Annotated in this window: 16 protein-coding genes; 11 read left to right on the forward strand and 5 right to left on the reverse strand. The window is 59.4% G+C overall.

Features of this window, described 5'->3' with window-relative positions; all coding sequences use genetic code 11:
• Positions 1-671: 671 nt before the first annotated feature.
• Positions 672-1,214: a phosphatidylglycerophosphatase A family protein gene (locus tag B7E11_RS17430; protein ID WP_080836896.1), complete on the reverse strand. Its 543-nt coding sequence runs from the start codon at positions 1,212-1,214 to the stop codon at positions 672-674.
• A gap of 136 nt (positions 1,215-1,350) precedes the next feature.
• Between B7E11_RS17430 and B7E11_RS17435 the strand changes: the two genes are divergently transcribed.
• The 3 genes from B7E11_RS17435 to B7E11_RS17445 all read left to right on the forward strand — a co-directional run bounded on the left by B7E11_RS17435 (position 1,351) and on the right by B7E11_RS17445 (position 4,335).
• A complete protein-coding gene (locus B7E11_RS17435) occupies positions 1,351-2,583 on the forward strand; it encodes a GerMN domain-containing protein (protein WP_080836897.1) in 1,233 nt (410 codons plus the stop codon).
• 319 nt (positions 2,584-2,902) lie between these two features.
• Positions 2,903-3,649 (forward strand): ribonuclease PH, encoded by a 747-nt coding sequence (gene rph / locus B7E11_RS17440; protein WP_080836901.1) that lies wholly within the window; start codon positions 2,903-2,905, stop codon positions 3,647-3,649.
• Entirely contained in the window at positions 3,646-4,335 is a 690-nt protein-coding gene (locus tag B7E11_RS17445; RefSeq protein ID WP_080836902.1) for a non-canonical purine NTP pyrophosphatase, read from the forward strand. The genes rph and B7E11_RS17445 overlap by 4 nt, the downstream gene beginning before the upstream one ends.
• Before the next feature lie 48 nt (positions 4,336-4,383).
• On the opposite strand, the gene asnB is transcribed toward B7E11_RS17445, so the two are convergent.
• The gene (asnB, locus tag B7E11_RS17450) at positions 4,384-6,237 is read right to left on the reverse strand and encodes an asparagine synthase (glutamine-hydrolyzing) (RefSeq protein WP_080836903.1); all 1,854 of its coding nucleotides are present in this window, start codon (positions 6,235-6,237) and stop codon (positions 4,384-4,386) included.
• Between the two features lie 160 nt (positions 6,238-6,397).
• Between asnB and B7E11_RS30325 the strand changes: the two genes are divergently transcribed.
• A complete protein-coding gene (locus B7E11_RS30325; protein ID WP_240353433.1) occupies positions 6,398-6,955 on the forward strand; it encodes a hypothetical protein in 558 nt (185 codons plus the stop codon).
• 131 nt (positions 6,956-7,086) lie between these two features.
• On the opposite strand, the gene B7E11_RS17460 is transcribed toward B7E11_RS30325, so the two are convergent.
• Positions 7,087-8,535 (reverse strand): transposase, encoded by a 1,449-nt coding sequence (locus tag B7E11_RS17460; RefSeq protein ID WP_080836905.1) that lies wholly within the window; start codon positions 8,533-8,535, stop codon positions 7,087-7,089.
• Between the two features lie 161 nt (positions 8,536-8,696).
• On the opposite strand from B7E11_RS17460, the gene B7E11_RS17465 reads away from it, so the two are divergent.
• The 6 genes from B7E11_RS17465 to ggt all read left to right on the forward strand — a co-directional run bounded on the left by B7E11_RS17465 (position 8,697) and on the right by ggt (position 18,246).
• Positions 8,697-11,054, forward strand: a complete 2,358-nt coding sequence (locus tag B7E11_RS17465) for a helix-turn-helix domain-containing protein (protein ID WP_080836906.1) — start codon at positions 8,697-8,699, stop codon at positions 11,052-11,054.
• Positions 11,055-11,263: 209 nt separating this feature from the next.
• Complete coding sequence (locus tag B7E11_RS17470; protein ID WP_245809850.1) at positions 11,264-12,184, forward strand: ABC transporter permease; 921 nt, start codon at positions 11,264-11,266, stop codon at positions 12,182-12,184.
• Positions 12,185-12,220: 36 nt separating this feature from the next.
• Entirely contained in the window at positions 12,221-13,093 is an 873-nt protein-coding gene (locus B7E11_RS17475; protein ID WP_080836908.1) for a carbohydrate ABC transporter permease, read from the forward strand.
• Between the two features lie 32 nt (positions 13,094-13,125).
• Positions 13,126-14,628: an extracellular solute-binding protein gene (locus tag B7E11_RS17480; protein WP_080836909.1), complete on the forward strand. Its 1,503-nt coding sequence runs from the start codon at positions 13,126-13,128 to the stop codon at positions 14,626-14,628.
• 107 nt (positions 14,629-14,735) lie between these two features.
• Positions 14,736-15,857, forward strand: coding sequence for a glycoside hydrolase family 88/105 protein (locus B7E11_RS17485; protein WP_139787236.1), 1,122 nt, complete (start codon positions 14,736-14,738; stop codon positions 15,855-15,857).
• An 838-nt stretch (positions 15,858-16,695) separates the two neighbouring features.
• Complete coding sequence (gene ggt / locus B7E11_RS17490) at positions 16,696-18,246, forward strand: gamma-glutamyltransferase (RefSeq protein ID WP_080836911.1); 1,551 nt, start codon at positions 16,696-16,698, stop codon at positions 18,244-18,246.
• 106 nt (positions 18,247-18,352) lie between these two features.
• Here the strand turns inward: ggt and B7E11_RS17495 are convergent, their stop codons facing one another.
• Both B7E11_RS17495 and B7E11_RS17500 read right to left on the reverse strand, forming a co-directional pair.
• Positions 18,353-18,577, reverse strand: a complete 225-nt coding sequence (locus B7E11_RS17495) for a hypothetical protein (RefSeq protein WP_080836912.1) — start codon at positions 18,575-18,577, stop codon at positions 18,353-18,355.
• Complete coding sequence (locus B7E11_RS17500) at positions 18,574-19,551, reverse strand: aromatic ring-hydroxylating oxygenase subunit alpha (RefSeq protein WP_080836913.1); 978 nt, start codon at positions 19,549-19,551, stop codon at positions 18,574-18,576. The genes B7E11_RS17495 and B7E11_RS17500 overlap by 4 nt, the downstream gene beginning before the upstream one ends.
• 178 nt (positions 19,552-19,729) lie before the next feature.
• Between B7E11_RS17500 and B7E11_RS17505 the strand changes: the two genes are divergently transcribed.
• Entirely contained in the window at positions 19,730-21,163 is a 1,434-nt protein-coding gene (locus B7E11_RS17505) for an extracellular solute-binding protein (RefSeq protein WP_080836914.1), read from the forward strand.
• Positions 21,164-21,408: the final 245 nt, after the last annotated feature.

Genomic DNA, 21,408 nt, shown 5'->3' on the forward strand with positions numbered 1-21,408 from the left:
CGTAGCGACTCATCTGGCCTCTCCGCGGCGCCTACTGTGGAACCATCTGAGTCGTAGCGACTCATCTGGCCTCTCCGCGGCGCCTACTGTGGAACCATCTGAGTCGTAGCGACTCATCTGGCCTCTCCGCGGCGCCTACTGTGGAACCAGTTGAGTCGTAGCGACTCATCTGGCCTCTCCGCGGCGCCTACTGTGGAACCAGTTGAGTCGTAGCGACTCATTTGGCCTCTCCGTACGCCCACTGTGGGATCATTTGAGTCGTGGCGGACTCATCTGGCCCCCTCCGCGCGCTCGCTGTGGAACCATTTGAGTCGTGACGACTCATTTGGCCCCTCCGCGCGCTCGCTGTGGGATCATTTGAGTCGTAGCGACTCATCTGGCCCCTCCGCGCGCCCACCGTCGAATCAGTTGAGTCGTAGTTACTCATCTGGCCCCGCCGGACGCATCCAACCGTACTTGGACGAGTTGCTTTGACCCATCTCAACCTATCAATCGTTTATACAAAAGTCGTTCGCCCGGTCGTCAGCTTCCGGAGCCGCCGACACGCATGCGAAAGAAATAGCGCGCAAAAAAAACCGTCCCCCAGGCGGATGCCGGGAAACGGCTTTTTGCTTTATGCGCCGCAGACGGAGCCAGACCCCGCGGATCCGCGATGCCTGCTTGTCGTAAACTCAGTCCGACGAACCGAAATCCGCGGCGGCTTCGCGTTCCGCCTGCTTGCGGTGCGCGATCCGGCTGGAAGCGGCGGCGGCGATCGCTCCTACGATATCGTCCAAAAACGTATGAATTTCCTTGTCGGAGCGATCGTTCAGCTTTTTCAAAATGCCCGGCTTGAGCTTATCCACGTAGCCGAAATTCGTAAAGCCGATGCTCCCGTAGACGTTGACGATGCTGAGGGCGAGCACTTCGTCGCACCCGTACAGGCCTTCGTCGTTCCAGATCATGTTTTGCAAAGGCGGCAGGAGCTTTCCTTCCTCGGCCAGAATATCCAATTGAATGCCGGTCAAAATCGCGTTCTGCACCTCGCGTTTGGACAGAACCGCTTCCACGTTCGCTATGCATTCGTCCAGCGTCAATTCGGGGAAGTATTCCTTTTGAAGGAGCATGACCAGCTGGCCGATTTGTCCCTTGTTCACACCGCGTTTGATCAACCATTCCTCGGTAGCTTGCGCCACTTCTTTGCTGTTCAGGCGGTAGTTGTTCAATTCGGACATTGATGGCACCTCTTCTCGATCCGTTTTCGCAAAGCGGCAGGACAAACCTTTCATATCTTATTCCCAGGGCTCGTATACATAGTACTACAAACGGGGAAAAGGGTGTTAACGAATCCCCCGACTAGGAGGAATTTGGATGAAACGGAAAAAACGAAGAAGCCGTTACGCCAAGCTGCTTGCCGTAGCCGTGCTGATTCCTCTCGCGGCCTGCGGACTGGGCGATCTGGGTTCGCAAAGCTCGAACCCCATCGACCCGCCGCCGGCAGAGCTGGAACGGCAGATGATTCAGGCCGCAGAGGCCGGGCTGCAGGCCCCGACGGGAACGGGCGAGCCGGAAACGCCTGCCGTCGCCCAACCGGAAGGGGAACCCGGCGCGCAAACGGAAACGCCTGCCGATTCCCAAATCGGAGCGCAGGCGGCTTCCGGCAACGGAGCGCCATCCGGGTCCGGAACCTCGCATCCCGCAGCGGCGGAAGCGGCCGGCCAACAAGCGGACGAGCTTACCGTCTATCTGATGGATCGCAACGGTTATTTGGCGCCGATGACGTTAAGCCTTCCGCAAAACGGCGCGGACAAGCGCTCCCAGGAAGAAAAAGCGGCCGCCTGGCTCGTCGAAAAATCCGGTCAAGCCGAGCAGCTGCCGCAAGGATTCGCCCCGATTTTGCCCGAGGGCACGGTTTTCGAATCCATTAAAACCGACGAAGAAACGGGGACCGCAACCGTGAATTTCGCCCAGCCGTTTCCGAAGCTTGCCGCGGACCGCGAGCGAAAAACGGTCGAAGCTATCGTCTGGACGATGACGGAAATTCCCGGCATCCGTCAGGTCAAAATCGAAAGCGGCGGTCAGCCGCTCCGCCAGCTTCCGGCTTCCGGCCTTCCGCTGGCCGAGACCCTCACCCGGAGCTACGGGATCAATCTCGAGCGGACTCCCGGCATTCAGGCCAGCCGATCGATGGCCGTCACGCTTTACTTCTCCGCCCGATCGGAAGAGGGAGAAGGCTACTTCATTCCGGTTACTCGCCTGGTCGAACGCACCGCGGACAAAGGCCGGGCCGCCTTGGAGGAGCTGATCAAAGGGCCGGGCGACCGCGACCATCTGCTGCCCGTCGTAGCCCCGTCCGTTACCGTGGAGGAACTCGCGACGGCGTCCGACCGGATCGACGTTTCGCTTAAGGATGCGGGGTGGGAGCCCGAACAAACGGTATCTGCGGACATGATGCAGGCCGTCGTGCTTACGATTACGGAATCCGCGGGCTCGCGGAAAGTCCATATTTCCATCAACGGCGAGGAATCGCTGGTCGATTCCGCCAAGACGTCCTATTCGGAACCGGTCGGCCGCCCCGAGCGAATCAACGCGCTGACCCGCTAACGTACCGCCCGAAGCTTGGAAGAGCATCGAACGAAAAACGCCCTCGCGGAAAAGGGATTTCGGATTTCGAAAAGCCGTTTTCCGCCGCGCCGAACGGCTGCGCCTTTTCCGATTCAAGGAGGAGGCGCAGTCTGTCTTTTGCCCTCGAAACGCTCCGGCCGGGCGTTCGCCGCGGAACGCGGTTTCCCTAGATTGCCCGCCGGCCGGAAAGCCATACGTTTGAAGCCGCTTCCCGCGTTTGCCTTCCGGCGGTGTGCTTTTGACCGGGGACTTTGGTAAAATGGGAGAGATTTGACGAGAATCAGGAGGAATAACCGATATGCGATCCGACGGAAGGCAACCCCGCGAGCTGCGGCCGTTTGCCGTAACGCTACATCCGAATAAATTTGCCGAGGGCTCGGTGCTCATCGAGATGGGCGATACGAAGGTGCTCTGCACCGCCACGGTAGACGAGAAAGTGCCGCCCTTCATGAAAGGGCAGGGCAAGGGCTGGGTGACGGCCGAATATTCGATGCTGCCCCGCGCGACGCAAACGCGGAACCCGCGGGAAGCGAGCCGGGGGAAATTGACCGGCCGCACGATGGAAATCCAGCGATTGATCGGCCGGGCGCTGCGCTCCGTCGTTCGCCTTGACGCGCTCGGCGAACGAACGATTACGCTGGACTGCGACGTGCTGCAGGCGGACGGCGGAACCCGGACGACCTCGATTACGGGAGCGTTTATCGCGCTCGCTCTCGCCGTACATAAGCTATCCAAGACGGTTTCGTTTGCGACCTATCCGGTTTCCGACTATTTGGCTTCGATCAGCGTCGGACAGCTTCAAGGGCAGACGCTGCTGGACCTGAATTACGAAGAGGACTCCAAGGCCAAGGTGGACATGAACGTGGTCATGACCGGCAACGGTTCGTTCGTGGAGGTGCAGGGGACCGGCGAGGAGGCGCCTTTCTCGCGGGAGGAACTTGACGATTTGCTCGAAGCGGCCGAAGAAGGCATCCGGCAGCTGATCGCGATGCAGCGCGATTCGCTCGGCGAAGCGGGCGCGAGAATCGGGACGGTGCACCTATGATCGGCGCCGGCGGAACGGTCATCGTCGCGACCCGCAACCGGGGCAAGACGCGGGAGTTTCGCGCCGCCTTTGCGCAGCTGGGGCTCGAGACGAAAGATTTGAACGAGCTCGAGCAGGACATTCCGGAGATCGAGGAGACGGGCGCGACCTTTTACGATAACGCGCTGATCAAGGCCCAAGCCGTCGCGAAAGCGACCGGACTGCCGGCGCTGGCCGACGACTCGGGTCTTTGCGTCGACGCGCTCCAAGGCGCGCCGGGCGTTTACTCGGCGCGCTACGCGGGGGAAGGCGCCGGCGACGCCGACAACAACGCGAAGCTGCTGCGGGAACTGGCGGCGGCCGTCGGCGAACGCTCGGCGGATTCCGCCGTTATCGCCGCGGAGGCCGGCGCGTCATTGCCGGAAGGGGCGAGGCTGCTAAGTCCGGCGCGCTTCGTCAGCTCGCTCGTGCTGGCATATCCGGACGGCCGGGTTCGGGCGGCGGCGGAAGGCGAGGTCCGCGGGTTTATCGTCGACCGGCCGGCGGGCGCCGGAGGATTCGGCTACGATCCGCTTTTCTGGCTGCCGGAGCTGGGCAAGACGATGGCCGAAGTGACCGTCGAGGAAAAAAACGCGCTGAGCCACCGCGGCCACGCCCTGCGCAAGCTTCTCGGGCAGCTGCAGCCGGACTCGGGCCGGAACGGGTAAACCGGGACGGCCGCCGCCATGGCCATTTCCGGCTTTTCGCGCGCGTTTTTACACGATCGACACGTTGTATTTCCGCAGCCAGAAATCGAATTGCAGCAAATAGGCGAACAGCTGCGGCGCCGACATCAGCTGGCCGAACCACGGCAGATGGGAGCGCGCGTCGGCCGTCCGGACCAGGCCGCGGATATGCTCCGCGTCGATGAGCGGCAGCAGCGGCGACGACGGGTCGTTCAGCCGCTCCGTCAGGAGCGAGCGAACCGCTTCGAGGTAGGCCGGGTTATGGGTTTTCGGATAGGGGCTTTTTTTCCGGTACAGCACGTCGTCCGGAATCACGCCTTCCAGCGAACGGCGCAAAATGCCTTTTTCGCGCTGTCCCGCCATTTTGAGTTCCCATGGGATGTTGAACACGTATTCGACGAGCCGATGGTCGCAGAAGGGAACCCGCACCTCCAGGCCGGCGGCCATGCTCATCCGGTCTTTGCGGTCGAGCAGCGTCGGCATGAAGCGGGTAATGTTCAAGTACGACATGACGCGCATCCTTGCCGCCGCTTCGTCTTCCCCCGGCAGCTTAGGCACTTCGCCCAGCGCCTGGGCGTACCGGTCTGCGATGTAGTCGAGCGGACGTATGTGGGCTTTAAGCTCGGGCGACAGGACGCTTTCCCGAAGCCCGGCCGACAGCGACCACGGGAAGGTCGAGGCGGTCAGCGCCTCCTGCCGGTGGAACCACGGATAGCCGCCGAACACCTCGTCGGCCGCTTCGCCGGAAATGGCGACGGTGGCGTCCTTTTTGATTTCCCGGCAAAACAAATACAGCGACGCGTCGATGTCCGCCATGCCGGGCACGTCTTTCGCGAGGACGGCCGCTTCCAGCGCTTCGACGAGTTCGGGCGTGTCGAACTGGACGTAATGGTGGTTCGTGCCGAGAAACTCGTTCATTCTCTTGATCCAGGGAGCGTCCGAATTCGGCTGGAAGTCGTGGGCGGTAAAATGCTTGTCGTTATCCACGTAGTCGATCGAGTACGTATGGACCTGGCCTTGCTCCGTTTCCCCGTAATAGCGGACGGCCAGCGCCGTCAGGGCGCTCGAATCGAGTCCGCCCGAGAGCAGGGTGCAGACGGGCACGTCGGAGACGAGCTGCCGCCGCACCGTATCGTCGAGCAGTTCGCCGACCCGCTCGGCCGTCGCCCGCTCGTCTTCCTCATGCGGCCGGCTGGATAGCCGCCAATACGCGGCTATTTTCATGCCGTCGCGGTCGTACGTCAGGCAATGTCCCGGCTTCAGCTCGGACATGCCGCGCCAGACGCCGACTCCCGGCGTGCGCGCCGGGCCGAGGGCGAACAGCTCGGCAAGCCCCTCGCCGTCCACTTCGGCCGGCACGTCCGGATGCGCCAAAATCGCTTTCGGCTCCGATCCGAACAGCAGCCTGCCTTCTTCCCGCCGATAAAAAAGCGGCTTGACGCCAAGCCGGTCCCTCGCCATAAACAGCTTTTCCTCGTCGGTCCGCCAAATCGCGAACGCGAAAATGCCGTTCAATTTGTCCACGCAGGCCGGCCCCCACTCGACGTAGGAGAGCAGCAGCACTTCCGTATCGCAAGTCGTGCGAAAGGAATGTCCCCGCAGCTCGAGTTCCTTTCTCAGCTCCGGCGCATTGTACAGCTCTCCGTTATAGACGATGACGCAGTCGTGATCGTCCGCCGTTCGGGTCGGGCGAATCATCGGCTGGGCGCCGTTCAGCGGGTCCATGACGCTCAGCCGCCGATGGCCGAACGCGCAGCTTCGCGACAGCCACGTGCCGGACGCGTCGGGTCCGCGCAGCTGCAGCGTCTCCGTCATTTTTTCCACGATGTTCGCTTGTTTCGTCAAATCGACCTTCCAATCGATCCAACCGGTAATTCCGCACATAAACATTCATCCTCCCCGTTTCGTCCATCCGGGCACGGACGGTAAAGCTCTAGTCAAACATCCCGATTACACTGTATTCCGCGGGGGCCCGTTTTGACTCTCGACAAGCATGAAAGCCGACGCGTTGGTTACCATAGGGAAGTGAAAGGAGGCTGTCGCGTTGGCAATCGAGCAAAACGACGAAACAATCGGCAAGGAAACGGGCGGTGCAACCGGAGCTGTCGAAAACGCGGACCCGCCCGCGGACGCAAACCGGAAAACGTATTACGTGGCGGTGGGAGCCGGTCAGGTGCTGGAGGATAAAGAAGCGGCCGCTTTCGAATTCGAGATCCGGGCAAGCGACGAGGAAGTGAACGAGCTGCAGGAACTGTTCGGCGAGCTGTCGAGCGCGGACGAGGCGGCGGCGTTTCATTTTCCGTCGGCGCTCAGCGTAAGCGACGAACGCCGAAACGAATTCTACGATTCGCAGCTGCAAAATATTTACGGTTTGCTGCATCGTCTCGGCACGGAGGAAACGAAGCGGCATATCGAGTCGATGGGCATTTTGGAAACGCGACATGAAACGGGAGGAGGAAGCTTCGTGGGAGACAAGTACAAGAAAAACAAAGGCAATCAATATGCCAAGCGCGGGGAAGAATTCGCCGAGCAAACGATTCGCGGCACGAACGACGCTCCGCATCCGGCGCAAAACGCGCCGGCCACGCCGCATAACCGGTAAAAGACAAGAGCAGGCGGGACAAAGACGAAGCGGGCCGCGAGGGCTTCGCTTCTTTTCGTTTTTCCCGATTTGGTTAATCCCTGCATATAGACGGAAACGGCGTTCGTATGCGATTCTAAAAGTCCGGTGATTTAGGTCAGTTGTAACCGTCTCTTCGGCATAAAAAAAGAGGAAAACAACCCAACCAGCGCCGAAATGAGCAGGTCCGACACTGCCTCCATCATCACGGATTTCGGTTTTGGACATGCCAAAACACCGGTTTGTGGTCGCTTTTTCTTAAACCGGCACAGTCTTTTCAGATTTTGAACGATGGCCGTGAGCACCGCCTGCTCTTGCATGCAGTCCAATCCACGGCTCCGTGCGCGGCCCAGGCCATGCGCGACTTTGCTTTCGGCAAACACATGCTCGCACCGCGTCCGCAACTTTTGCAGATGACGGTAAGAACCCATAAGCTGAATTCGTTTGGCTTTGTTTCGAATTTGGATTTCCCGGATTTTGGCCAGCCGTTTGCGTTGTTTCTCCGGATCGTTCGTTTGACGTTTCCAAGCAGGTACATCGTCCAGTGTAAGGTTGCGAAGCGAAACCAGGGGAACAAACCCTTGCTCGACCAACGCTTGCAGATAATCTATCGTACCATAGGATTTATCGGCAGAAAGCGTCCGAATCCGGATTTGCAGATGGTCAAATCGGATCGCGAAGAGCTGCCGCAAGCTCGTTTCACGCTCAGCCGTTCCGGACGCGATGCTCGCTTGCGTAGACCGAATGGCGCCGGATTTGAGATCCGTCCCCTCGTGCACCCGATACCGCAAGTGCGCTTCCTGACCGGTGCTCTTTTGGTATAAGCGGGCATCCGGATCCGTTACGCTGCGGTGGGTCTTGTTCGAGAACGTTTTGCCATGAAAATCTTCATGCGTCGCTTCGTCTTCCAGCAGCCGCTCTTTTTGCGCGGGCGGTGCGGGCGGCTGTCGGTCATCATCGGAATCATGGGCGACACCACCGGTCTCTTCATCTTGCCGGGCCATGCGAGCCAAATAGTCTTCAATCGACTCCACCGGGGCCAGGGTGATTTCTTTCAAGCTGTGAATGGATGCGTTGGCCCGTACCTGGGTGCCGTCGACGCCGACATGCACATCGGGTTGGACCAGTCCCGCGGCGATGCACTGATCGACGACATGTTTCATCAGCTTCTCAAAAACACCGTGCGTTCGCCACAATTTCCGGGTCTTCACCAAGGTCGTCCGATCCGGCAGGGACGGCCGCGATGAGTCCGGGCGCACGACGGATTCGAAATCCAGTCCGCAAAACCACAAATAGCCCGCATGCATGGGCAACAGTTGATACAATTCCCGTTCGGAATGGTTGAACAAATACGAAAGCAGCATCAGTCGAACCATCCGCTCCGGGTCAGCCGCCGGGCGGCCGGTACGTTCCGTATATAGAGGCGCCACCCAATCATGAACGATGGAAAAATCAAGCGCTTCGTTCAGTTGGCGCAGGATGTGCTTTTTCGGCACGAGTTCATCCATATCCACGAATTGGAACATCTGAGGCTGGATAGCCGATGACTTGCGGGCTTTCATACCTAATCACTCTTTCGATAGTCGTGTTACGATATTAATTCGACAAAACCGTGATAAAAGCCTGCTTACGCGGACTTTATCACCGGACTTCTAAACAAACGGGCGTACAGGTTAAATTCGGCATACGTCCGGCATCGTTCTACCGGGGGAGGATTCGGAGCATGCGGACTTACTTGATCGGGCTGCTGCGGTTCAGCTTTATGATCGGAGCGATTCCCGTCATCGTCATCGGATTGTTTTCCTATTACATAGCTTCGTCCGATATCGAAAACAAGGTGAAGGACAGCAACATGCAGTTGCTGCTGCAGACGCAAATGCGCGTCGAACAAATGGTCAAAACGCTGCAAACCGGAGCGCTGCAATTTTCCCAAACTTCGCTCGTCAAACAGGCGCTGGACGAAACCTGGACGCCCCGCGACTTCGTCAAGGTTCGGGAAATGGCAAAGGGACTGAGCAATTTGCAGACGTCGGTCATGGTGCACCAGGCGTATTTCGTCAACCTGGAGCGGGAGTGGCTGGTCGGCTACAACCAGTTCAAGCCGCTGGACGAATATGAGGACCGGAAGGCGATCGAGTCGTTCGCCGCGCATCCGAACAGCCTCTTCTTTGCGTCGGGCGAATCGATCGGAGAGACGGGCGCGAGCTTCGAAACCGGAGAATTCCCCGAAACGGCCGGCCGGCCGGAAACGAATTCGGAAACGCTTGCGATGGTGCAAAAAATACCGCTCATTTCGAACGCCCCGCCAAGAGGGCTGCTCGTTGTCCAATTGCTCAAAAAAGACGTCGAAAGCCTGCTTGCCGACACCGATACGCTCGGCCTGCATTATATGATCGACGGCGAAGGCAACGATTTATTGCAAACGCTTCCAATTAAGGAGCCGAAAAAGGAGATGCTGGCGGAAACCTATCGCGCCATCCATCGCGATATTTGGTCCCGCATTCGCGACGGGCAGATGGCCGAAGGAACGTTCGACGCCCGTCTCGGGGGCGATCCCGTCATCGTCACGTACCGGTCCTCGCCCGGCGGGGATTGGGCTTACGTTTCCGTTTCTTCCGTGTCCGAAATGACGAAGCAGACGAAGGCGATCGCGCTGCTGACGATCGGGGTCTGCCTGCTAATTTTCGCGCTCGTATTCGGACTTGCGTTTTACGGGAGCCGGCGGATGTACATGCCGATTCAGAAACTGCTGGACCTGACCCGCCAACTCGGAGCGGAGCCGGAGGCGCCGGGGGAATCCCGGCGCCAAAACGAAATGCTCCGCATCGAGGACAGCATTCGTTCCCTGTGGACGACGAAAAGCGAGCTTCAGCGCCAGGTCCACAGTCAATTCGGCCATTTGAAGGAGCTGCTCGTCCTGAAGCTGTTTACGGGGCAAATCAAGGCCCAGCATTTCCTTGCCCAGTCGAAGACGTTCGCGTTTCCGGAGGCGTGGAACCGGCTTTTCGTCATGACGGTGCAAATCGATACGCTGCAAAATACGCAATACGGGGAACACGACCGGGAGCTTCTGCTGTTTGCCGTCAGCAATATCGTCTCGGAAATGATCCCCTCCTCCGAAAGGTTCGATCCGGTGCTGCTCGACCAGTCCCAGTCGACGCTGCTCGCCGACCGCTCCGATTCGCCGCAGGAGGGCAAGGAGCGGGCGTACCGGACCGCGGAATCGGTGCAAAAGCAGGTCGAGCATTATTTGAAGCTTACCGTCAGCATCGGCATCAGCCGTCCGTTCGCCGATCTGGCGGACACGGTCAAAGCTTACGGCGAAAGCCTGGCCGCGCTGAAAGGAAGGATGAGCCTCGGCAACGGCATTATCGCCGGGTTCGACGACAGCGGCAAGCGAAGCAGGGAAGAAACCGCGGTTTATTCGCACTTGAAGGTGATGGAGGAGCGGATCGTCCATTATTTGAAAGCCGGAGACGCGGAAAAACGCGACGAGGCGTTCGACGAATATTTGGCCGCCGTTTTCGAAAAGGAAGTGTTTTTCAAAGAGCATGTGCTGCTCCTGCTCCAGCTGGTAGGAAAAATCGTCCAGCTCGTTCAGGAACAAGGCATCGCCGCCGGAAATTGGCTGAACGGCGAGCAAATCGCGCGAAAGCTGCTCACGCTCGGCACCCGTGCCGAGGTCGTGCTGTGGTTCCGGGAGCGATTGTTCGGGCCCGTGTCGGAAATGCTGAGCCAGCAAGCCGAATCGCAATACCAGAGCATCGCAAGCCTTATGCTGAAGTTCGTGCACGAAGGCTACGACAGCGAAATTTCGCTGGAATCGTGCGCGGCGCTTTTGAGCTATCATCCGGTCTATTTGAGCCGCGTGTTCAAAAAAGAAGTCGGCGTCACGTTCAGCGAGTATTTGACGGAATACCGGATGAACAAGGCGAAGGACATGCTGGAAAACACGAAAATGAAAATCGCCGAAATCGGGGAAAAGCTGCAGTACAAAAACACGAGCGCGTTCATTCGCACGTTCAGCAAGACGACGGGAACGACGCCGGGCAAATACCGGGAAAGCCGGCAGCAGCTTTAAGGTTCGGAATTCGGAGCTTCGAGGTTCAAAGCGGCATATCGGGCGGTTAAAAGCTGCGCATCCCTCTTTGTATTCGCTTACAACAACGCCCCGGGGCCAAGAGGTTAAGAGCGGAGGATTTATTGGCATCCGGCTCCGGGCCATAATCGGGACAGACAAGACGAAGGGAGGGAACGACCGTGGCCGGTCAAGCGGGAACGGCTGCCGCCATCCGCAAGGAGAGCGCGGGGAAGCTGTTCAAGGACGTCGTCCGGGACAAATGGCTCTACATGATGCTGCTGCCGGGAGTGCTGTATTTCCTGATTTTCAAGTACGTTCCGATGTACGGTCTCGTCATGGCGTTTCAGGATTTCAGGCCCGGGCTCGGGTTTGCGAACAGCCCGTGGGTCGGCTTGAAGCATTTCGAGCGTCTGTTCGGAGAGCCGCAATTTTGGCGGCTGTTCCGCAACACGCTGCTGCTTGCGATTTACAATCTCGTCTTTTTCTTTCCCGCTCCGATTTTGCTTGCGCTCATGCTGAACGAGGTCCGCCGGGAAAAATTCAAGCGCTTCGTGCAAACGCTCGTTTACATTCCGCACTTCGTTTCATGGGTCGTCGTCGTCGGCATCTGCTACATCCTGTTTACGACGGAAAACGGGGTCGTCAACGAGCTTCTGTACCGGCTTACCGGCGAAAAAATCCCGTTTCTGCTAAGTCCGGAGTGGTTCCGCACCGTCATCGTTTCGCAGCAAATCTGGAAGGAAGTCGGCTGGGGCACGATTATTTTTCTGGCGGCGCTGACCGGAGTCGACATGCAGCTGTACGAAGCGGCCCGGATCGACGGCGCGAGCCGGCTGCGCCAAATCTGGCACGTGACGCTGCCGGCCATCCGCAGCACGATCGTCATCCTGCTCATTCTGCGGCTGGGCAACTTTCTGGACACGGGCTTCGAGCAAATTTTCCTGATGCTGACCGCGACCAACCGCGAAGTCGGCGAAGTGTTCGACACGTTCGTCTATACGAAGGGCCTGACGCAGGGCCAGTACAGCTACAGCGCCGCCGTCGGGATGTTCAAATCCGTCGTGGCTCTCGCGCTCGTCCTGGGCGCCAACTGGACCGCCAAAAAGTTCGGCCAGGAAGGCGTATATTAAGCCGCGTGTCGCGGCCGAAAGGAGGCATTCGCCGTTATGCGGGACCGGACGCCGGGGGGGCGCCTGTTCGACGCCGTCAACTATGCGATTTTGTCCGTCGTCGCTTGCGTTTGCATTCTGCCGTTTATTTACGTATTGGCCGTCTCGTTCACGAGTCCCGAGGAAGTGGCCCGCGGGGGGCTGATCCTGTTTCCCCGGGAATGGTCGCTTGCCGCCTACGAATATATTTTCTCGACCGGCACCTTGACGAACAGCCTGCTGATCACCGTCTACGTGACCGTCGTCGGCACGCTCATCAACCTGATTTTTACGACGACGATGGCGTATCCCTTGTCGAGAACGAGGCTTCGCGGCCGGCAGGGCGTCCTGCTGGGCGTGCTCATTACGATGCTGTTCAGCGGCGGCATGATCCCGACTTATTTCGTTGTCAGCGGGCTCGGCCTGACGAATACGTTATGGTCGCTTATGATCCCGAGCGCCATCAGCGCGTTCAATCTGATCGTGCTCAAAAACTTTTTTCAGCAAATTCCGTCCGAGGTGGAGGATTCGGCGAAAATCGACGGCTGCAACGATGTCGAGGTGTTTTTCCGCATCGCTCTTCCGCTGTCCGGGCCGGCGATCGCGACGTTCGCGCTGTTTTATTCCGTCGATCACTGGAACACGTTTTTCAACGCGGTCCTGTACTTGAACGACAGCTCGAAGTGGACGATTCAGGTATACCTGCGCGAAATCGTCATTTTGGCGCAAAGCAATATCGGCGATTCGTCCCGGCTAGAGGAGATGAACATCCAGCCGCTGACGATCCGGATGGCGGTCGTCGTCTTCGCGACGCTGCCGATTATGCTCGTTTATCCTTTTTTGCAGAAGCATTTCGTCAAAGGCGTTATGCTCGGTTCGGTCAAAGGCTGACCGGCCTACAATTCGAATAGGGGGATTGCGAAATGACAGCAAAACGTTGGTGGATGGGCGTGAGCGCGGCCGTGCTCGCCGCGGGAGTGCTCGCGGGCTGCGCCCGAAGCGAAACCGGGGGGGCCGGAGAGGCGGAAGACGGCGGCCCGCTGGCGGTCAGCATGGCGCTTACGCAGGTCGGGGAAATTCCGGCCAAGGACAACGCCGTCGAAAAGCTGCTCGAGGAGTATACCGAAACGGAGCTCGACATCCAGTGGATCCCGCAGTCCGCCTACGACGAGAAAGTCAGCGTCATGATGGCGTCCAAGGAAATGCCGAAAATCATCAAGCTGAACTACGTGCCGCTCGTCATCAACGCGATCCGGTCGGGCGATTTTTGGGAGATCGGCCCGTACTTGCCGGAGTATCCGAATTTGTCCGCGCAGGACGAGCAGCATTACAAAAACATCTCGGTAGAAGGAAAAATTTACGGCGTGCCGCTGTTTCGCGACATGGGCAGGGCTACCTTCAACTACCGAAAGGATTGGCTGGACAAGCTCGGGCTCGACATTCCGACCAATCCGGACGAGTGGTACGAGGCGCAGAAGGCGTTCGTCACCGGCGATCCGGACGGCAACGGCAAGGACGACACGTACGGTTGGATGCTAGACAAACAGTACAACACGGGCATTTCCGCGCTGCTCACAAGGCTTGCGGTCGCGAACGGCAGCGTCAACAAGTGGGGGATCGTCGACGGCAAGATGACGCCGGATTTTACGCAGCCGGAGTTTTTCGAGGTGCTGAGCATGTTCCGCTGCATGTACGAGGAGAAGCTGATCAATCAGGATTTCGCCGTTCTGGACGGGTCCGAGGTCGGCCTGAAGTTCGATGCGGGAACGGCCGGCTTCGGCAATTCCGTCGCCGGAGCTTTGAAAAGCCAGCATGAGCGGCTGACGAAAGCGGATCCGGACGCCGTCGTCGACAACTCGGGCTTTATCGGCCCGGAAGGCATTCGCCTGGCGGGCGAGCCGGGGCATAACGGCTTCCTGGCGATACCGAAGTCGTCGGTCAAGACGGAAGACGAGCTGAAACGGATTTTGGCCTTCCTTGACGATATGATGAACGAGGACGCGGCGAATTTGCTCGTCCGCGGAATCAAGGACGTGCACTACGCCGACACGGACGACGGAAAGACGGAAATAACCGATTTCGACGCGTTCCAGCTGGAGGTCAAGCCGTACCGCGACAACCTGCTGTACGTGGAAGGGTATAACACGAAGCCGCTCAAAGATACGCCGCAGGGCGAAAAAGGGACGAGAATGGCCAAAGAGAACCTGCAGTACGCGGTGCCGAACGAGGCGCTGACGCTGACGTCGGCGATGTACTCGGAGCGGGGCAACGAGCTGGAGACGATGATCGGCGACGCCATGACCAAGTACATCATGGGCGAGATCGACGAAGCCGGCTGGCAGAAGGAAATCGAGAACTGGCGCAAAGCGGGCGGCGACGAGGTCATCCGGGAGTTCCAGGAATCCTACGACAGCATCCATAAGTGACGGAGAGCGGGCGAGCCGACCGGCGCCGGGAAAAGACGCCCGGCGCCGCACCGGCACGCGTTCGCGGAAGACGCGCGGCGGAAAGCTGCGGACGGGAGGGAAGCGATGTGAACCGGGCCGAATTGCGCGAGAAGGTTGCGGAGTGGACGGATGCCTATGCCGGGCGAATCTATCGTGCCGGCCGGAAGCCGCCGTACGCCGACACCTGGAATTACGAGAACGGCACGATGCTGCATGCGATCTACCGGCTATACCGGCTAACGGGAGACGAACGGCATTTCGGGCTGGTCCGGGAGCAGGTCGACCGTTACGTGACGGAAGACGGCGCGATCCGCACGTACGAACGGACCGATTACAATCTGGATCAGATCAACATGGGCCGGCTGCTGTTTCCGCTGTACGAGCGGACCGGCCGGGAGAAGTACGCGAAGGCGATTCGGCTGCTGGCGCTTCAGCTTGAGAAGCAGCCCCGGACGACGGAGGGCGGGTACTGGCACAAGCGGATTTATCCGCGGCAAATGTGGCTGGACGGGCTGTACATGGCAGGTCCGTTCCGCTGCATGCTCGCGGCCGCGTTCGGATCGGGCCGGCCGGAGGAGTTCGACGATATCGCGATCCAGTTCGAGCTGATGGAGCGTCATGCGCGCGACCCGAAGACGGGCCTGCTTTACCACGGCTGGGACGAATCGAGGGAGCAGGCGTGGGCCGACCGCATCACCGGCTGCTCGCCGCATTTCTGGAGCCGCTCGATCGGCTGGTACATGATGGCGCTCGCGGATTCGCTCGAGCGGTTTCCGGCCGGGCACGCCGGAAAGAGCCGACTTGCCGCGATTTTGGAGCGGCTCGTGTCGGCGGTAACGGTTTACCAGGATGCCGAAACCGGCATGTGGCATCAAATTACGGACGCGGGCGGCCGCGAAGGCAATTACGCCGAAACTTCCGGGACCGCCATGTTCGTCTACGCCATATTGAAAGGAATCCGGCTTGGCGTTGTTCCTTCCGTCTTCGAAGGGACGGCCGAGCGGGGCTTCGCGGGCTTGCTCCGGCATGCGGCGCGCGCCGATGCGGATGGAACGTTCCGCCTCTGCCGCATCAACCGGGTCGCCGGGCTGGGCGGCCATCCGTATCGGGACGGCTCCTTCGCCTACTACGTCGGGGAGCCCGTCGTCTGCGACGATCCGAAAGGGGTCGCGCCTTTCCTGCTGGCCGCGATGGAGCTTGCTTTTTAAATCGGTTCTTGCGATGCCGGGCGCATGCCCGGTTTTGAATCCGCGCAACCCTCGAATGTACCCGAAAATTTCGCCTTCATCGGCTCGTTCGCCGCGCAACTTGCTCATCCGGTCTCCCCCTCTAGCGCTTCGTCCCGCTACGAAGGCGCTGCCGTTCCAATATGCCAAGCGTTTTGCTTGGCATATTGGAACGTTCAAGTTCTTCGCCTTGCCAAAGAGTTTTATGAAAAATAAGGGGAGGCGGAGTGGGATCGCTCAAGCGGATAGAGGCCTATGTTGGATTTTGTCCAATCAAGGGAGCGGAAAACGGGGAAATCGTGATCTAGAGTGGATTTTATCCAACGAGGAGCCTGAAATTGGGGCGAAAACGCGGTAAAGGTCTCGCCAGATTGGACAAAATCCAATCAAGCCAAAAAGGTTTGCGAAAAAGCCGATTTGGGTTGGATAAATTCCAACCAAGCATCGTCGAATCAGCGTCGTTCCGCACCCCCCGCACCCCCCGCACCCCCGTCACTTATTCCCATCTACCGCCGCCGACTACCCCACCCCCCCTCACCCTGCCCCACGGAATCCCACACCGGGTCATGCGAACGGAGTACGTCCTTTATGCATGCGCCACAAACGGGTTCCCGTTTTTTAGGAACCTGTACAAGGACGTTTCGGGGGTCATGACTTTGCGAAAAAAAGAAGGTAAGATGAAAAGCAAGTGTCAGGCCCCGATGATCGTTTCAGCAAGCATCATGGGACAACCGAAACGGTTCGGAAGACCGTTATTTTTATTAACCGACGAACGGAGCGAACGAACTTGATCCCTAAACCGATAACCGGAACGAAAACGATGGTCGTCAGCCCCCATCATCTGGCCTCCGCGGCCGGAGCGCGCATCCTGCAAAAAGGAGGCAACGCCTTCGATGCGGCGGTGGCGGTCAGCGCCTGTCTCGCCGTCGTTTACCCGCATATGACCGGGCTAGGCGGAGACTCCTTTTGGCTGTTGCACGATAGCGGGGAAGGCGGCGTCAGGGCGTACAACGGAAGCGGACGGTCCGGGCGGCTCGTCACGCGGGATACGTTTGCCGGCGAAGACGCCATTCCGCAGCGAGGCGTCCGCAGCGTCGTCACCGTGCCCGGCATGGTCGACGGCTGGGATGCGGTTCACCGCGAATACGGCAGATTGCCCTGGAGCGAGGTGCTGGAGCCGGCCGTCCAGTATGCGGCGGAAGGCTTTCCGGTTTCGCCGGACCAGCACGAAAATACGGTGAGCCGGTTCGCCGTTTTGGCCGCCGAGCCGTTCACGGCGGATATTTTCCTGCCGGGCGGGAGCGTGCCGGCAGCCGGCGCGAAGTGGAAGCAGCCGCAGCTGGCGAAGAGCCTCAAAGAGCTCGCGACGAAAGGCCGCGACGCTTTCTACAAAGGCGATCTGGCGAAGCGCATCGCAGGTTCGCTTAAGGATCGGGGCGGACTGCTGACGCTCGAGGATTTCGAGCGGCATGCCGGCAACTGGGTCGCGCCGGCGAAGGGCTCGTACCGCGGGCACGAGCTGTACCAGCTGCCGCCCAATTCGCAGGGCTTTACCGGCATTATGACGCTGCACATGCTGGAGCGTTTCGATTTGCCGTCCATCGAACACGGCTCCTACGATTATTATCATCTTCTTATCGAGGCGCTGAAATTGTCGTTCAAGGATCGCGACCGGTATTTGAGCGATCCGGAGTTTGCCGAAGTTCCGCTCGAGCGGCTGCTCTCGAAAACGTACGCCGAGGAACTGGCCCGGCAAATCGACCGGGCGCGAGCGCTGGAATACGCCGCCAATCCGATCGGGAGCGACACGGCCTACGCGGCGGTCGTCGACGGAGAAGGGAATGCGGTGTCTTTTATCCAAAGTCTGTATTTCGAATTCGGCTCTGCGGTTACGGCCGGCGATACGGGCATTTTGCTGCAAAACCGGGGCTCCTTCTTCTCGCTCGATCCGAATCACGTCAACCGGCTCGAGCCGAACAAGCGGACGTTCCATACGCTTATGCCGGCGATGGCGTGCCGGGACGGCAAGCCCTATATTCTGTACGGGACGCAGGGCGGGGAGGGTCAGCCGCAAACGCAGACGGCGCTGCTCACCCGGATGATCGACTACGGAATGAACCCGCAGCAGGCCGTATCGGAGCCGCGATGGTTATGGGGACGTTCGTGGGGGGAACCGACTCGGGAGCTGCGGCTGGAAAGCCGGATATCCGAACCGGTCCGGCAGGCGCTCGCAGAGGCGGGCCATCTCGTCCGGACCGTGGAAGCGTACGACGGCGTCGTCGGCCACGCCCATGCGATTCAAATCGACGACAACGGCTTCCGGGTCGGAGGCGCGGATCCCCGGTGCGACGGCGCGGCGATCGGGTGGTGAGCGTAGCGGGGACGATCGCCCGGCTTTTGCGGCCGCGGAGCTTGACGCCTTGCGAGAAAAGCCGGGAGCGCGAGAGGCCCCCGGCTGCTCGCAATGGAAGTACCCGTTACTCGCCGCGTTCGGTCGCGACCTCGCCTTCGGCCGCCTTGGCCGGAGGCTTCTTTTTGCGTTTTTTTGCCTTTGGAGCCGGATGAGAAATGAATGCCTTTGGCCACGTAATAAATGAAGCCAAAGCTGATTCCGATTCCCGCGAAGACATAAAAAAGGTAAAGATTTTCCCGGAATCGGTCCGGGGGGCGAGATCGGCCGTAACAATCGAGGCCGCATTCATTCGGTTCCGAACGTGACGCCCCACTCCTTGAGTTTCTTCCGGTAGGCGATGCTCATTCGGTCGGATTTCAGGTGCAGCTCGGCTTGCAAATCCAGCGGAAGCAGCTCCGGCTTCTGGTTCTCCAGCATGACCCGGTCCTGCTCGAGCAGCGTGTCCTGAAAGCGGATGAACACCTCGTCGTCCACGTCGAACGAGTAATTCCGCTGCTGGAGCATGAACGCCCGGCTGCTCTTCTCGCTTTCCGGCAGGACGATCATGTACAGCCGCATGACTTCGTCCGAGTCGTCGCTGCGTTTCGTAAACGCGACGCAGAACGGCCCGAACACCTCGTAAACGTAAATGCTGTTTACGCCCTTGCCGCGCCCGTCGGGATCGGGCTGGTAGACGACGATTTCGTCCGAGCGGAGAACGCCGTCGATTTCATGCACATGGTAATCGTTGATCTCGGGAAATTGGCTGTCGCCGAGCAGGCCTTCGTGAACGAACATCAAATGGGAGACGTCGAGAAAATTTTCCACCGAACGGGGCGCGGCCGCTTGAAGGTCGTAAGGGCCGATCGGCAAATCCTTGAAGCCGGGCTCCGGCTCCGTGCCGACCAGCGGATGGGCGCCGCTTGGCGTTCCGAGGCATACCCAGACGATGCCCCGGGATTCGACGCACGAATAGGCGATCGCTTTCGCCTTGGCGGGAATTTTTTGCTCCGGCGGCAGTGCCGGAATGCGCACGCAGGCTCCGCAGCCGTCGTACCGCCAGCCGTGGTAAGGGCAGACGAGTTCGTCGTTTTCCACCTTGCCCAGCGACAGCGGGACGCCGCGATGGATGCATAAATCCTTGAAGGCATGAACCCCGCCGCTCGTCCGGAACACGACGATTTTCTCGCCGAAGACGACGGCGGACACGGGGCGTTCCGCCAGATCGGCCGACATGATGACCGGATGCCAGTCGTTCGACAGAGCGTTTTTTTCTTTAAGCATGCGACCACTTCCTTCATTCGCGCGATATAAAAACAGGTTCGGTTTGTGTCAATTTAAATCACATAAGAGGCCTGCGTCAAGGGGCTTCTTCCGAACGCGGTCGAGGAGTTGACATTTGATAGGAAATGCTTAAAAATAAATTCTGATGTTTATGATGCGAGAAATAGGTGGAGTATACATGAGTTATAAATCAGACCGCCCGTCCTTCCAGGAACGGCTGGACCATTTCGTCAGCGTGCTCCGGATGGAAATTTTGAACGGCATCCGCCAGGAGGGAACCTATCTGCCTTCGGAGAGCGCGCTGGCCAAGCAGTTCAACTTGAGCAACAAATCGATCCGGAAAGGGCTCGACCAGCTCGTCGAAGAGCAGCTGATCGTCAAGATCGACAGGGTCGGCAGCATGGTAACGCCCAGGGCGAAAGAGGCGATCACGCTCAATTTCGGCTGTCCGATTTCGCTGCCGACGGATTTTCGCATCGACGAGTTGATTTCGGAATTCAGCCGCCGAAATCCGGGCATACACGTCCGGCGGATTACGCTTAACCATGGAAGCTACGTGCAATCCGCCGAAGAAATGATCGCGAACGGCCTGCTGGACATCGTTACGTTCAACAGCCCGCAATTCCAGGAATGGACCGAACTCGGACTTGCTCCGCTGCTCGAGGAGCTGGAGCCCGACCGGGAGCTGTACCCGATCGCGGAGGAGGCGTTTCAGTTCGAGGGGGCGACCTATGCCAAGCCGGTCTCGTTCTCGCCCGTCGTATTGTGCTATAACAAGGCCCATTTCCGCGAAGCGGGGCTGCACGAGCCGGACAGCTACTGGACGTGGCACGATTTGCAAAACGCCGCCGCCAAGCTGGCCGAAACCCGCGGCCGCCACGGCATTTACTTTTTGCCGACTTCGGAAAACCGGTATTCGGTCTTTCTGCTGCAAGGCATGGGCAACCGGACGAACGCCCCGGGCGGGGCGGTTCCGATCGATTCGAAAGTGATCGAAGGGCTCGATACGCTGAACGGGCTCATCGCGAGCCGCGACGTGTTTCCGAATTATTGGGCGCACGGTAACGACGAAACGGTGCAGCTGTTCGCCGACGGGCAAGTTTCCGTGATCTTGTGCACGTACTTCAACTTGAACGAATTCGCCCACCTGCCGCTGGAATACGATATTTGTCCGCTCCCGAGCCTGCGGCGGGGCGACCCGCAGCGGACGCTGCTGCTGTCGATCGGGGTGTCGCTCGTGCGCCATTCCAACGCGAAGGAAGCGGCCCGGCGGTTCGTCGAGTTTCTGACGTCGGCCGAAGCGCAAAATCTGATCCGCGACCGGACGGTGAGCATTCCCGCGCGGAAGGAGTCGGCGGAACGGCCGCTCGGCGAAGGCTTGAAACGTCCGTCCCGCTACTCCATGTTTCGCGAGATGTTTCCTTCGTTTGCCTACCACCGGGACATCGGGCTGCGAATCGACGACTTGCGGCAACTGACGAAAGGCTTGAAGGAATACTGGTCCGGCATGATCGACGAACCCGAGCTTCACGGCAAGCTCAGGACGCTGTTCGCGCCCGCGAGCGTTCCCGGCGGGGAAGGCCGGGAAGTTCCGTCGGGAGAACGCGGATAATCGGTTCCGGACCGATAGATTCGATCGGATACGGTCAGATGCAATCAGGCACGATAACGTCGCCCCGCAGGCCGGGCTTGAACGGCGGTTCGGGAGAGCGCGCGTCTTCGAACGAAGCGCACGTCTTCCGGGTTGCTCGCCAAGCCGACCGCTTGCGGGGCTATTCTCCGTTCGTGTTCCTCTGTGCCCAAGTACCGCAACTCGGCGTGACAGGCATTCGATCCATTGAAAGTTCTTCTGCTTTG

It is taken from the genome of Cohnella massiliensis, assembly GCF_900169535.1.
Lineage (GTDB): Bacteria > Bacillota > Bacilli > Paenibacillales > Paenibacillaceae > Cohnella > Cohnella algarum.

What these genes read in the sequence shown, in the direction of transcription:
- B7E11_RS17430 (WP_080836896.1), bottom strand. Translation starts at nt 1,214, where the DNA reads ATGTCCGAATTGAACAACTACCGCCTGAACAGCAAAGAAGTGGCGCAA.
- B7E11_RS17435 (WP_080836897.1), top strand. Translation starts at nt 1,351, where the DNA reads ATGAAACGGAAAAAACGAAGAAGCCGTTACGCCAAGCTGCTTGCCGTA.
- rph (WP_080836901.1), top strand. Translation starts at nt 2,903, where the DNA reads ATGCGATCCGACGGAAGGCAACCCCGCGAGCTGCGGCCGTTTGCCGTA.
- B7E11_RS17445 (WP_080836902.1), top strand. Translation starts at nt 3,646, where the DNA reads ATGATCGGCGCCGGCGGAACGGTCATCGTCGCGACCCGCAACCGGGGC.
- asnB (WP_080836903.1), bottom strand. Translation starts at nt 6,237, where the DNA reads ATGTGCGGAATTACCGGTTGGATCGATTGGAAGGTCGATTTGACGAAA.
- B7E11_RS17460 (WP_080836905.1), bottom strand. Translation starts at nt 8,535, where the DNA reads ATGAAAGCCCGCAAGTCATCGGCTATCCAGCCTCAGATGTTCCAATTC.
- B7E11_RS17465 (WP_080836906.1), top strand. Translation starts at nt 8,697, where the DNA reads ATGCGGACTTACTTGATCGGGCTGCTGCGGTTCAGCTTTATGATCGGA.
- B7E11_RS17475 (WP_080836908.1), top strand. Translation starts at nt 12,221, where the DNA reads ATGCGGGACCGGACGCCGGGGGGGCGCCTGTTCGACGCCGTCAACTAT.
- B7E11_RS17480 (WP_080836909.1), top strand. Translation starts at nt 13,126, where the DNA reads ATGACAGCAAAACGTTGGTGGATGGGCGTGAGCGCGGCCGTGCTCGCC.
- ggt (WP_080836911.1), top strand. Translation starts at nt 16,696, where the DNA reads ATGGTCGTCAGCCCCCATCATCTGGCCTCCGCGGCCGGAGCGCGCATC.
- B7E11_RS17495 (WP_080836912.1), bottom strand. Translation starts at nt 18,577, where the DNA reads ATGAATGCGGCCTCGATTGTTACGGCCGATCTCGCCCCCCGGACCGAT.
- B7E11_RS17500 (WP_080836913.1), bottom strand. Translation starts at nt 19,551, where the DNA reads ATGCTTAAAGAAAAAAACGCTCTGTCGAACGACTGGCATCCGGTCATC.
- B7E11_RS17505 (WP_080836914.1), top strand. Translation starts at nt 19,730, where the DNA reads ATGAGTTATAAATCAGACCGCCCGTCCTTCCAGGAACGGCTGGACCAT.